The following is a 14,376-nucleotide window of genomic DNA, read 5'->3' on the forward strand; positions in this document are numbered from 1 at the left end:
GCCGGTGAGGGCGGAGACGACGGGGATCGTGGGTGGGTGGTAGGTGAGGGTCTGGGCGACGGTGTGGAAGGCGTCGAGGACGGGGTCGAGGTGGTGGGAGTGGAAGGCGTGGCTGACCTGGAGTTTTTTGGTTTTGCGGCCCTGGTCGGCGAACAGCTGCGCGATGTGCTGGGTGGCCTCGGGGTCGCCGGAGACGACGACCGACGCCGGCCCGTTCACCGCGGCCAGATCCACGCCTGACCGGCCTTCGAGGGCGGTGCGGACGTCGTTCTCACTTGCCTGGATGGAGATCATGACGCCGCCGGGTGGGGCGGAGTGGATCAGCCGGGCCCGTGCCGCGACGAGGGTCGCTGCGTCGGCGAGGGAGAGCACGCCGGCGGCGTGGGCGGCGCTGATTTCTCCGATGGAGTGGCCGGTGAGGTAGTCGGGGCGCAGCCCCCAACTGGTGACGAGCCGGAACAGGGCGGTCTCGAGGGCGAACAGCGCCGGCTGGGTGTACAGCGTCTGGTTGAGGTTGGACGGGTCGGTGTCGAAGACGACATCGCGCACTGGCCGGCTGACGTGCCCGGTCAGTGCGGTGTCGAGGGCGGCGGTGGCTTCGCCGAAGGCGTCGCGGAATATCGGGTAGGTGTCGTACAGGCCCCGTCCCATCCCGGCGCGTTGCGCACCCTGACCGGTGAACAGGAACGCCAGCTTGCCGGACGTGCCGGTGCCCTGAGCGGTATGGAGCGCCGGCCGGCCGGTCGCGACCGCGTCGAGGCCGGTGAGCAGGGTGTCGCGGTCGTGGGCGATGACGATGGCGCGGTGGGACAACGCTGCCCGGGTGGTGGCCAGGGAGAACGCCACGTCCGCGGGGCGTAGCGCGGTGTTCGCGGTGAGGTGCGTGGCCAGCCGGGCGGCCTGCGCTCGCAGCGATTCCGGTGATGCCGCGGAGAGCACCCACAGCACGACAACCGCCGCCGTGGGGTCCGCGGCCACGGTCGCGGCAGCCGGGATCGCAGGCGCCGGGGCATCCACCGGGATATCTGCCGGGACGTCCGCTGAGATGCCCTGGTCGGGCGCCTGTTCGATGATCACATGGGCGTTGGTGCCGCTGATCCCGAAGGACGACACGGCCGCCCGCCGGGGACGGTCGGCCTCGGGCCACAGCCGGGCCTCGGTCAGCAGTTCCACCGCGCCCGCCGACCAGTTCACGAACGGCGACGGCGCGTCCACATGCAGGGTCTTCGGCAGCACGCCGTGGCGCAGGGCGTAAATAATCTTCGTGATGCCGGCGATGCCGGCTGCCGTCTGGGTGTGCCCGATGTTCGACTTGATCGACCCGAGCAGCAGCGGCCGGTCGGCGGGACGGTTGTGCCCATAGGTGGCGATCAGCGCCTCCGCCTCGATCGGGTCGCCGAGACGGGTGCCCGTGCCGTGCGCCTCGACGGCGTCGATGTCGCCGGCTGCCAGCCCGGCGGCGGCCAGCGCGTCGGCGATGACCCGCTGCTGTGACTGGCCGTTCGGCGCGGTGAGCCCGTTCGACGCGCCGTCGGAGTTCACCGCGCTGCCGCGGATCACCGCCAGGATCCGGCGGCCGGCCCGCTGCGCGTCCGACAGCCGCTCCAGCAGGAGGAACCCGACCCCCTCGGACCAGGATGTGCCGTCCGCCGCCGCCGCGAACGCCTTGCTCCGGCCGTCGGGAGCCAGCCCCCGCTGCCGGGAGAACTCGGTGAACAGCCCCGGGGTCGCCATGACGGCGACGCCGCCGGCCAGCGCCAGATCGCATTCGCCGCTGCGCAGCGACTGGGCGGCCAGATGGGTCGCGACCAGCGAGGACGAGCAGGCGGTGTCGATGCTGAGGGCCGGCCCCTCCAGGCCGAGGGTGTAGGCCAGCCGTCCGGAAGCCACGCTTGTCGTGCTGCCTGTCAGCACGTACCCCTCGGCGTCTCGCGGCGCATCGGTCAGGCGCGGGCCGTAGTCCTGCTGGGTCGCGCCGACGAACACCCCCGACCGGCTGCCCCGCAGGGTGTGCGGGTCGATGCCGGCGCGTTCCAGCACCTCCCAGGCGGACTCCAGCAGCAGCCGCTGCTGCGGGTCCATCGCGGCGGCTTCGCGCGGGGAGATGCCGAAGAAGCTCGCGTCGAAGCGGTCGGCCTCGTAGAGGAAACCGCCGTCACGGGTGTAGGTCCGCCCCGGGCGGCCGGGTTCGGGGTCGTAGAGGGCCTCGACGTCCCAGCCGCGGTTCGACGGGAACCCGCCGATGGCGTCCCGGCCGTCGGCGACCAGTTCCCACAGCGCCTCGGGGGAGTCGGCGCCACCCGGCCACCGTCCGCTGACCGCGACGATCGCGATCGGCTCGGTGTGGCTGGCGGGTGCCCGAGCGCTCCGCGAGGTGGTCACGGGCGCGCCCGACACCAGGGTGATCAGGCGCTCGACCAGGGCGGCCGGCGTCGGGAAGTCGAACACCAGCGTGCTGGGCAGCGTCAGGTCGGTCACCGCGGCGAGCCCGTCACGCAACCGCATGGCGGCGAGCGAGTCGAAACCGAGATCCCGGAAGGTCTGCTCGTCGTCGATCCCGTCCGTGCCGGTGTGCCCCAGCACCCCGGCCGCGGTCGTGCGGACCAGGTCGGCCAGCCGTTCCCGCAGTGCCTGCGGGGACAGCGCCGCGGCGAGCGGATGCTCGGGCGTTCCCGTTCCCGTTCCTGTTTCCGTTCCCGCCGCGCTGAGCTCGCTGTTCCCGCCGTCCAGGCCGAGCCCGTCCTCGGCGGAACCCAATGCTGCCGTGGGCTCCCCGAGCACCGCCGTCCCGGCCGCCGTCGACCCGGCCGCGAGCCAGAAGCGGCGCCGCTGGAAGGCGTAGGTGGGCAGGTCGACGGCATACGGGTCGGCGCCGGTGAGGACGTCGGTCCAGTCGACCGGCAGGCCGTGGACGTGCGCATCGGCCAGCGCGGTCAGCAGGCGCGCCGGCCCGCCGTCGTCGCGGCGCAGCGTGCCCAGCACGCCGACGCCGGCGCGGCCGGCGGCGTCGACCGTCTCGTTGATCCCGCCGACGAGCACCGGATGCGGGCTGACCTCGACGAACACGTCGTGGCCGCTGCCCAGCAGCGCCCGGGTGGCCTCCTCGAACCGGACGGTACGGCGAAGGTTGGTGAACCAGTACGACGCGTCGAGAGTGCCGCCGTCGGCCCAGTCAGCGGTCACGCTGGACAGCAGCGGGACGGATCCTGCCCGGGGAGTGATCCCCGCGAGCGCCGCGAGCACCCGGTCGCGGATGCCGTCGACCTGGGCCGAGTGGGAGGCGTAGTCCACCGGGACGAGCCGGGCCCGCACCCCCTGCTCCTGGTAGCCGGCGACCAGGTCCGCCAGCGCCTGCGGGGTGCCGGCGACGACGGTCGACCGCGGGCCGTTGACGGCCGCGAGCGACAGCGCGCCGTCGGCGCGTTCCAGCCGTGCCAGCACGTCGTCCGCGGGCAGCGCCACCGAGGCCATGCCACCCCGCCCGGCAAGTGCGGTGATCGCCTGGCTGCGCAGGGCGACGATCCGGGCGGCGTCGTCGAGGGTGAGGATGCCGGCCACGTACGCGGCGGCGATCTCACCCTGGCTGTGCCCGACGACGGCGTGCGGGTGGACGCCGTACGAGCGCCACAGCGCCGCGAGGGAGACCAGCATCGCCCACAGCGCGGGCTGGACCACGTCGACCCGCTCCAGCGAGGGTGCGCCGGGGGCGCCACGCAGGACGTCGAGCAGGTTCCACCCGGTGTGCGGCGCGAGCGCGTCCGCACAGGCCGCGATCGACTCCGCGAACACCGGGGAGGATCTGAGCAGGCCCGTGGCCATCCCCGGCCACTGGGAGCCCTGGCCGGGGAAGACGAAGACGACCAGCCGGCCGGTCGGGGCGGTGCCGCGCACGGCGTCCGCCGGCAGTTCGCCCCGGGCCAGCCCGGCCAGCCCGGCGAGCAGGGCGTCCCGATCGCCGCCCACGACCGCGGCCCGGTGGGCGAAGGCGGCCCGGCCCCGGACCAGCGCCGCGGCCACGTCGACCGGACGCGCGGACGGTTCGGCCGCGACGTAGTCGTGCAGACGTGTGGCCTGCGCACGCAGGGCTTCCCCGGTCCGCGCCGAGAGCACCCATGCCACCGGCCCGGCAGCCGCGGACGAGGCGACCGCCGGCCCGGTCGACCCGGCGGTCGGCCCGCTCAGCTCGGCCGTTTCGCCCGGCCCGACCGCTCCGCCCAATCCGGCCGCGGTCCCGGCGTCGGGTGTGCTTACGCTCGGTGCGTTCTCGCCGGGTGTGGTCTCAGTGTCTGGTGTGTTCTCCTCGGGTGCCGGTGCCTGTTCGAGGATGACGTGGGCGTTGGTGCCGCTGATCCCGAAGGAGGACACCGCCGCCCGCCGGGGACGGTCGAGCGCGGGCCATGGCCGGGTCTCGGTGAGCAGTTCGACCGCGCCGGTGGACCAGTCGACGTGCGGGGACGGCGCGTCCACGTGCAGCGTCTTCGGCAGCAACCCGTGCCGCAACGCCTCCACGATCTTGATGATGCCCGCGACGCCGGCGGCGGCCTGGGTGTGGCCGATGTTGGATTTGACCGAGCCGAGTAGCAGTGGGCGGTCGGTGGGGCGGTTCTGTCCGTAGGTGGCGAGCAGGGCCTGGGCTTCGATGGGGTCGCCGAGTGTGGTGCCGGTGCCGTGTGCTTCCACGGCGTCGACGTCGGCCGGGTTGAGGCGGGCGCCCGCGAGCGCGGCGTTGATGACCCGCTGCTGGGACGGCCCGCTCGGCGCGGTGAGCTGGCTGCTCGTACCGTCGGAGTTCACCGCCGAGCCCCGCACGACCGCCAGGACGCGGTGGCCGCGGCGGCGCGCGTCCGACAGCCGTTCCAGCAGCAGCACCCCGGCACCCTCGGCGAGGCCGAAACCGTCCGCGGCGGCGGCGAACGCCTTGCACCGGCCGTCGGCCGCCAGCGCACGCTGCCGGGAGAACTCGACGAACGACCGCGGTGTGGGCATCACGGTCACGCCGCCGGCCAGTGCGAGCCCGCACTCGCCGCCTCGCAGGGCCTGCACGGCCAGGTGCAGCGCCACCAGCGACGACGAGCAGGCGGTGTCCACGGTGACGGTCGGACCTTCGAAACCGAACGTGTAGGCCACCCGGCCGGAGGCGATGCTGGTCGTCCCGCCGGTCAGGACGTATCCCTCCAGCGGCTGCGTCGCCGCGGCCCCGGCGCCGGCACCGTAGTCGGAGGCGATCACCCCGGCGAACACGCCGGTGTCGGAGCCGCGCAGCGTCGTCGGGTCGATACCGGCGTGTTCCAGCGCATCCCACGAGGCCTCCAGCAGCAGCCGCTGCTGCGGCTCCGCCGCGAGCGCCTCGCGCGGGGAGACGCCGAAGAAGGCGGCGTCGAAGTCGCCCGCGTCGGGGAGGAAGCCACCCTCGCGGGCGTAGGTCGCCCCGGGCCGGGTCGGGTCGGGGTCGTAGCGGTCGTCGAGGTTCCATCCACGGTCCTCGGGCGGCGGGCCGACCACGTCGCGTTCGTCGGTGACCAGCCGCCACAGGTCGCCCGGCGAGCGCACCCCGCCCGGGTAGCGGCAGCCCATCCCGATGATCGCGATCGGCTCGTGCCGGGACGACGTCAGCTCCTGCACTCGCGCGCGGGCGGCGCGCAGGTCGGTTGTGGCGCGACGCAGGTAGTCGCGCAGTTTTTCCTCGCGGTTCTCCGCGCGGGAGTTCTCCGTGTGAGAGTTCTCCCCGCGGGAGCCGGTGCTGGGAACGGGGGACGGGGAGGACGCAGGGGACGCGGGGGACATGTGAGCTCAGCCTCCGTACGGGGTTGTCAGCTCGTTGTCGAGCACGTCGAACAGTTCGTCGTCGTCGGCCGACTGGAGATCCTCCAGCTCACCGGGCAGGGAACCGGCCCGCCCACCCGCGGGCCTGCGACCGTCCCAGGCCTGTACCAGCTGCCGCAACCTGGCCGCGACCTGCTCGTGGACGTCGGCATCGGTGTCGGTGTCGGTGTCGGGTACGGCCGTCAGGACGGTCCCCAGCCGGTCCAGCACGTCGGTGAGCGATTCCCGCCGCGGGGACGGGATGGTGGCGTTCCCGGCTGTGGTCCCGCTGCTGCTTTCCGCAGCAGGTATGAGCAGGGTGCGCAGGTATGCGGTCAGCGCCGCCGGGGTCGGATGGTCGAACAGCAGCGTGGTCGGCAACCGCAGTCCGGCGACCGCGCCGAGCCGGTTGCGGAACTCCACCGCGGTCAGGGAGTCGAACCCGGACGCGAGGAACCCGCGGTCGACATCGATCGCGGCCGCGTCGGCGTGACCGAGGACGGTCGCCGCGGTCGTGCGCACGAGGTCGAGCAGTATCCGGTTCCGGTCGTCCTCGGGACGACCGGCGAGCCGCTCGGCCAGCGACGTCCCCGCTCCCGACCTGGTCGCGCCGTCGCCCGCCCCGTCGCCCGCGCTGTACCCCGTGCCGTCGTCCCCGGTGGCGCGGCGGACGGTCGCGCGGGGCCGGCCGCGCAGCACGGCGGGCTGGTCGTCGTCTCGGCCGAAGGCGTCCCGGTCGGTGCCGGTCCGGTCGATGCGAGCCGGTACCAGGGCCGGGTACGGCGTGCTGAGCGCGGCGTCGAACAGCGCCAGCGCGGTCTCGGTGGGCAGCGGCAGCAGCCCGCCACGACCCAGCCGGGCCACGTCCACCCCGTCCAGATGACCGGTCATGCCGCTGGTCTGCTCCCAGTACCCCCAGGCCAGCGATGTCGCCGGCAGCCCGTGGGCACGGCGGTGTGCGGCCAGCCCGTCGAGGAAGGCGTTCGCGGCGGCGTAGTTCGCCTGCCCCGGGGTGCCCAGCACGCCCGCGGCCGACGAGTAGAGCACGAAGGCGGCGAGATCCGCCTGCCGGGTCAGCTCGTGCAGGTTCCACGCCGCGTCGGCCTTCGGCCGGGCCACCGTCCGCAGCCGCGATGGGGTCAGCCCGGTGACGGTGGCGTCGTCGAGGACACCAGCCGTGTGGATCACAGCGGTGAGCGGATGGGCGTGGGGGACGGCATCCAGGAGCGCGGCCAGCGCGTCACGGTCGGCGACGTCAACGGCGGCCAGGGTGACGGCCGCGCCCAGCTCGGTGAGCTCGGAGACGAGATCCGCGGCACCGTCCGCCCCCGGCCCGCCGCGGCTGGCCAGCAGCAGATACCGCACGTTGTGGTGGGTGACCAGCCGGCGGGCGGCCAGCCGGCCGAGCGTCCCCGTCCCACCGGTGATCAGGACCGTGCCGTCGGGGTCGAGCCGGCCGGGCACGGTCAGCGCGAGCTTGCCGACGTGGCGGGCCTGAGAGAGGTGCCGCAGCGCGCGGGGGGCATGCCGGATGTCCCACGCCGCGACGGGCAGCGGGCGCAGCGCGTCCTCGGCGAACAGCCCGGCCAGCTCGCCGAGCAGCTCGGTGATCCGCTCCGGTGGGACGTCCGCGAGCAGGTCGAACGGCAGGTAGGAGACGCCGGGATGGTCCGCGGCCACGTCGTCGGGGTGCCGCGGGTCGGTCTTGCCCATCTCGACGAACCGGCCGCCCGGGCCGAGCATCCGCAGGGACGCGTCGGTGAACTCGTGCGCCAGCGCGTTGAGCACCACGTCGACCCGGCCGAAGCGGGCCTCGAAGCCGTCGGCGGGATCGAGCTCGCGCGAGGAGGCGATGTGGTCGTCGTCCAGGCCGAGTGCGCGCAGCACGTCCCACTTCGCGGGGCTGGCGGTCGCGAACACCTCCGCACCCCGGTGGCGCGCGAGCGCGACGGCGGCCTGTCCGACCCCGCCGGTGGCGGCGTGCACCAGCACCCGCTCGCCCGGCCGCAGGGCGCCGAGGTCGAACAGGCCGTGGTAAGCGGTGAGGAACGCGACCGGGACGGTGGCGGCCTGTGTGAACGACCAGCCCGCCGGGAACCCGACGAGCAGCCTGCGGTCGACCCGGACGAGCGTGCCGGCGCTGCCCGGCAGCAGTCCCATGACCCGGTCGCCGGGGGCGAGGCCGGTGACGTCGGGGGCGACCTCGACGACCACGCCGGCCCCTTCGGCGCCGATGCGGGCCCGGCCGGGATAGACACCGAGAGCGATCAAAACGTCGCGGAAGTTCACGCCGAGGGCCCGTGGGGCGACCCGGACCTGCCCCGGCTCCAGCGGCAGCGCCGCGTCCGGGTCGTCCACCAGCGCGAGCGAGTCCAGGCTGCCGGGCGAGGTGACGTCGAGACGCCATGGTATGGGGCCAGTATCACGGTCGGTGCCGTCACTGTTTCTTTCGGTGCCGGTGCCGGTGCCGGGCGCCGGCAGCAGCTCGCCCGAGGCAGCCGAACCGGGCGCCGGCTGCCTCGTGAGCCGGGGGAGCAGCACCACGCTGTCACGGACTGCCACCTGGGGTTCCTCGCTGGCCACCGCCGCCGCCACTGCCGCCGCGCGCGCCGGATCGGCACCGGGGTCGCCGTCGAGGTCGAGTACGACGAACCGGCCGGGATGCTCGGACTGGGCCGAGCGCACCAGTCCCCAGGCCGCGGCCGCGGCAAGGTCCGCGACGTCCTCGCCGATGCGGGTGGCGACCGCTCCGCGGGTCACCAGGACCAGCCGGCCCGCCGCGAAACGCTCGTCGGTGAGCCAGGCCTGCACCGTGGCGAGCACCCGATCGGTGGTGGCCGCGACGGCCGCCGGGACGTCCGGCGTCGCCGGGACGCTCTCCGCCGCCGGAATGGTCACCGTTGCCGGGACGCCCGGTGCGGCCGGAGCGCTCACCCAGACGGCGACGGTGGCCGGCACCGGCCCATCAGGGGGAAGTTCCGGGAGGATCTCGACAGCGTCGACAGGTGAGGCGTCGACGGGTGTCGTGGCCGCCGGCAGCGGCGACCAGTCCAGCAGGTACGCCACGTCGGTGCCACCGGCAACCAGCGTGCCGGGCGCGACCGGCCGCAGCGCCAGCGCACCGACGGCCACCACCGCGGCGCCGGCCGGGTCGGCGGCGTGCACGCTCACCGTGTCCGTGCCGGTCGGCCGGACACGGACCCGCAGCGCACTGGCCCCGGTGGCGGCCAGGGAGACGTCCGTCCAGGCGAACGGCAGCCGCAGGGCACCACCCGGCGCGGGCAGCAGGCCGACGACCGCGTGCAGGGCGGCGTCGAGCAGGGCGGGGTGCAGCCCGTACCCCTCGGCGGCGCCCGCGCTGGGCAGCGCGACCTCGGCGAGGACGTCGTCACCGTGCCGCCAGGCGGCGTGCAGGCCGCGGAAGAACGGGCCGTAGCCGTATCCGTCGTCGGCGAGCCGGTCGTAGAGGCCGTCGAGGTCGATGCCGACCGCGCCGGGCGGTGGCCACTGCCCGGCAAGATCGTCCGGTGCCGGGGCCGGTGGATCCTGGGTGAGCAGGCCGGTGGCGTGGTGGGTCCAGGGGATCTCGCCGTTGGGGTGGGTGTCCTCGCCACCCGGACGGGAGTCCTGCGGACGGGAGTACAGCGTCACCGGGCGCGTGCCGGGGTCGTCGCGCTCCGGCGGGCCCACCGCGAGCTGGAACCGGACGCCTCCGCCGTCCGGGATCACCAGCGGGGCGTGCAACGTGAGCTCCCGCAGGTGGCCGTGGCCGACCTGGGCCCCGGCGTGCAGGGCGAGCTCGACGGCCGCCGCGCCCGGCAGCACCGTGGTACCGGCGACGGCATGGTCGGCGAGCCAGGGCTGGGTGGCCGTGGCCAGCCGTCCGGTGAGCAGCAGGCCGTCGTCGCCGGCGACGGGCACCATCGCGTCGGCCAGCGGGTGCCCGGAGGCCAGGCCAGGCGCCGAGAGGCCGGTGTGGGCCGGCGCGGTGATCCAGTAGCGTTCCCGCTGGAACGGGTAGGTCGGCAGTTCGGTGAAGCGGGCATCCGGCCCGTACACGGCGTGCCAGTCCGGTGCGATGCCGTGCGCGTACAGCTCGGCGAGGGACAGCAGCAGCCGGTCGCGGCCGCCGTCGTCGCGGCGCAGCGTGCCGGTGACCAGGACGGGGCCCTGCGCCGCGTCCTGGCCGGCGGTGGTGTTTCCGGCGGTCTGCGCGGCGGCGCCGTGTTCGGCGACGTCCTCGACGGTCTGCTGGATGCCGACGGTCAGGACGGGGTGCGGGCTGCACTCCAGGAAGGTGCGGTGGCCGTCGGCGAGCGCCGCGCGGACCGCGTCGTCGAGCCGGACGGGCTGGCGCAGGTTGCGGTACCAGTAGTCGGTGGTCAGTTCGGTCGGGTCGAGCCGGCCGCCGGTCACCGTCGAGTAGAAGGCGACGTCCGCGGGACGCGGCGTGATGCCCGCGAGCAGCGTGTGCACGTCGTCGCGGATGGCCTCGACCTGGGCGGAGTGGGAGGCGTAGTCGACCGGTATGCGACGGGCCGAGACCCCGCGGGCCTGGTAGGCGGCGAGCAGCGCCTCGAGGACGGCGGGCTGCCCGGACACGACGGTGGCGGCCGGGCCGTTGACGGCCGCGACAGCGACCTGGGCGCCTGCCTGATCGCTGGTCGGGCCGGTGACCTGACCGCCGGCCTGCGCCGGCTCGCCGGTAGCCGTGACCAGATCAGCCAGATCAGCCAGGTCGGCCTCGACGGTGGCGGCGGGCAGCGGCACCGACATCATCCCACCCAGCCCGGCGATCTTTGTGATCGCCTGGGCGCGCAGCGCGACGATGCGGGCGGCGTCGTCCAATGTGAGGGCGCCGGCGACGTGAGCCGCGGCGATCTCGGCCTGCGAGTGCCCGATGACCGCGTCGGGATGGATGCCCAGCGACTCCCACAGCCGGGCCAGGGAGACGATCACCGCGAACAGCGCCGGCTGCACCACGTCGACGCGGTCGAGCGTGGGCGCGCCGTCCACCGCGCGCAGCACGTCGGTGAGCGACCAGTCGACGTGCGGGGCGAGCGCGTCCGCGCAGGCCGCGATCGACGCGGCGAACACCGGGGAGGTGTCGAGCAGGCCCGCGGCCATCCCCGGCCACTGGGATCCCTGGCCGGGGAAGACGAAGACCGTCCCGCCCGCGTGCCCGGACGCGGCCGCGGACACCACACCCGGCGCCTGCTCGCCGGCCGCGACCGCGCGCAGTCCGGCGAGCAGCGCCTCGCGGCCGGCGCCGACCACGACGGCACGGTGATCGAAAACGGTACGGGTGGTCGCCAGCGACAGTCCGACGTCGGCCGGACGGGTCTCCGGCCGGGTGAACACGGCGTCGTGCAGCCGCGCCGCGGCCGTCCGCAACGCCGGTTCGCTGCGCGCGGACAGCGCCCACGCCACGGGCACCGCCGCGGTGTCACCGGCGTCACCGGACCCGCCGGACCCGCCGGTGGCGACCTCGTCCGGCGCGCTTCCGGTGTCTGGTGTGTTCTCCTCGGGTGCCGGTGCCTGTTCGAGGATGACGTGGGCGTTGGTGCCGCTGATCCCGAAGGAGGACACCGCCGCCCGCCGGGGACGGTTGACCTCGGGCCATGGCCGGGTCTCGGTGAGCAGTTCGACCGCGCCGGTGGACCAGTCGACGTGCGGGGACGGCGCGTCCACGTGCAGCGTCTTGGGTAGGAACCCCCGCTGCAGCGCCCCGACCACGCTGATCACCCCGGTGACGCCGGCGGCGGCCTGGGTGTGGCCGATGTTGGATTTGACCGAGCCGAGTAGCAGTGGGCGGTCGGTGGGGCGGTTCTGTCCGTAGGTGGCGAGCAGGGCCTGGGCTTCGATGGGGTCGCCGAGTGTGGTGCCGGTGCCGTGTGCTTCCACGGCGTCGACGTCGGCCGGGTTGAGGCGGGCGCCCGCGAGCGCGGCGTTGATGACCCGTTGCTGGGACGGCCCGCTCGGCGCGGTGAGCCCGTTGCTCGTACCGTCGGAGTTCACCGCGCTGCCGCGGATCACCGCCAGGACGTGGTGGCCATGCCGACGTGCGTCCGACAGCCGCTCCAGTACGACCATGCCCACGGCCTCCGCCCAGGCGGTGCCGTCCGCGGCGGCGGCGAACGACTTGCACCGGCCGTCCGCGGACAGCCCGCGCTGCCGGGAGAACTCGGTGAACATGCCGGGCGTCGACATCACGCTGACGCCGCCGGCCAGTGCGAGCCCGCACTCGCCGGTCCGCAGCGCCTGCACGGCCAGGTGCAGCGCCACCAGCGACGACGAGCAGGCGGTGTCCACAGTGATCGCCGGTCCGACGAAACCGAAGGTGTAGGCCAGGCGCCCGGAGGCGACGCTGGGGAGGCTGCCGGTGAGCGCGTACCCGCCGGCGCCGCCGGTGGCCTCGTGCAGCCGCGGTCCGTAGTCCTGTGGCGTGGCGCCGACAAAGACGCCGGTCGAGCTGCCCCGCAGGGCCACCGGGTCGATACCGGTGCGTTCCAGCGCCTCCCATGTGGTCTCCAGCAGCAGCCGCTGCTGGGGGTCCATCGCGGCGGCCTCCCGCGGGGAGATCTCGAAGAACGCGGCGTCGAACAGGCCGGCGTCGCCGAGGAAGCCGCCCTGGCGGGTGTAGGACGTCCCGGGCCGGCCCGCGCCGCGGTCGTCGGCGTCGCCCGGGTCGTACAGGGCGTCGAGGTCCCAGCCGCGGTCCGTCGGGAATCCGCCGATCGCGTCCTGTCCGGTGGCGACCAGATCCCACAGCGCTTCGGGGGAGTCGGCCCCGCCCGGCCAGCGTCCGCTCACGGCGACGATCGCGACCGGCTCGTCCGCCACGGCCCCCGCCGCGGTGCCGGTGTGAACACCGGAGCCGTCGAGCGGCGCGGCTGCGGCGGCTTTCGTGGCTCCCGGGGTGAGCGCAGCGAGCTCGGCGAGATGGCGGACGAGTGCGGCGGGTGTCGGGTGGTCGAAGGTCAATGTGGGCGTCAGCTCGAGCCCGGTCGTGGTCGCCAGCAGGCCGCGGAACTGCACCGCCGCGATCGAGTCCAGACCGAGGTCCTTGAACGTGCGCTCGGCGTTGACCCCCGCCGGGCCTGCGTGGCCCAGGACCGTTCCCACCGCGGTGCGGACGAGGTCGAGCAGGGCGGCGTCGCGTTCCCTCGGCGAGAGCCCGCCGAGCCGGCGGGCCAGCCGCGACGGGCTGCCGGCGGACGCTGTCAGCGCGCCGGAGGCCGGCACGTTGGGTGCTGGTGCGTCATGTCCCGGTATGCTTTGTACCGGTATCACTGCGGACAGTGCCGGGCGGGCCGCCGAGCCCCCCAGCCAGAACCGCCGCCGCTGGAACGGATAGGTGGGCAGGTCCGTCGCGCGCGCCGCCGGGTCGATCGCCGCCGTCCAGTCGACGTCGACCCCCCGCACGTACGCCTCGGCCAGCGACGCGAGCAGCCGGCGGGGACCCCCGTCGTGGCGGCGCAACGTACCGGTGACAAGGGTGTCGGTGTGCTCGGGGCCGGCGTCCGCCGCGATCCGCTGGATCGCGCCGGTGAGGACCGGGTGCGGTGTCACCTCGATGAACGTGGCGTGCCCGGCCGCGAGTGCCACCCGGACCGTCCGGTCGACATCCACGGTCTCCCGCAGGTTCCGGTACCAGTAGGCGGGGGTCAGCTCGGTCGTGGGCAGCCGGGTGGCGGTGACGGTCGAGTAGAAGGCGACGTCCGCCGCCACCGGTGTGATGCCCTCGAGCAGCTCGAGCAGCCGCTCGCGCACCAGGGTGACCTGCGGCGAGTGCGAAGCGTACTCCACCGGGATCCGGCGGACGTCGACACCGGCCGCGGTCAGCGTCTCGACGAGCTCGTCGAGGGCGCCGGTCTCGCCGGAGACGACCGTGGCATCCGGCCCGTTGATCACACCGATGCTCGCGCGGTCGGCCCACGGCGTGAGCAGCGTGGCGACCTCGGCCGCGGGCAGCGGGACCGACACCAGCCCGCCGCGGCCGGTCAGGTCGACCAGGGCGCGGCTGCGCAGCGCCACCACAGCCGCGGCCTGCTCGAGGGTGAGCGCGCCCGCCACATGCGCCGCGGCGATCTCACCCTGGGAGCTGCCGATCACCGCGTCGGGTTCGACGCCGAAGGCCCGCCACACCGCGGCGAGGGAGACCATCACCGCGAACAGCGCCGGCTGCACCACGTCGACGCGCTCCAGCGGCGGGGCGCCCGGGGTGCCACGCAGGACGTCCGGCAGCGACCAGTCGACGTAGGGCGCGAGGGCTGCCGCGCATGCCTCGATCGAGCGGGCGAACACCGGGGAGGTGTCCAGCAGCTGTGCCGCCATGCCGGTCCACTGGGAACCCTGGCCGGGGAAGACGAAGACGGTCTTCCCGCGCTCGCCCACCGATCCGCGCACCACGCCCGCGGCCGGTTCGACGGCGACGAGCGCGCGCAGCCCGGCCGACAGCTCGGCCCGGTCTGCGCCGATCACCACGGCCCGATCCTCGAAACGTGCCCGCGTCGTGGCCAGCGACAGCGCGACGTCCGCGGGATCGCCCCCGCTGCCCCCGCTGCCCCCGCT

Annotated in this window: 2 protein-coding genes; both read right to left on the reverse strand. The window is 74.7% G+C overall.

All coding sequences use genetic code 11. The annotated features are described in order from the left end of the window. A partial coding sequence (locus tag CV1CTNOD_RS14395; protein WP_131786607.1) for a type I polyketide synthase occupies positions 1-5,784 on the reverse strand: 5,784 nt, incomplete at its 3' end. A 6-nt stretch (positions 5,785-5,790) separates the two neighbouring features. Further along, positions 5,791-14,286 carry an SDR family NAD(P)-dependent oxidoreductase gene (locus CV1CTNOD_RS14400; RefSeq protein WP_431607117.1) on the reverse strand — a complete coding sequence of 2,832 codons (8,496 nt, stop codon included), beginning with the start codon at positions 14,284-14,286 and terminating at the stop codon, positions 5,791-5,793. Positions 14,287-14,376 lie beyond the last annotated feature (90 nt).

Source organism: Protofrankia symbiont of Coriaria ruscifolia (assembly GCF_900634745.1).
Classification (GTDB): domain Bacteria; phylum Actinomycetota; class Actinomycetes; order Frankiales; family Frankiaceae; genus Protofrankia; species Protofrankia californiensis.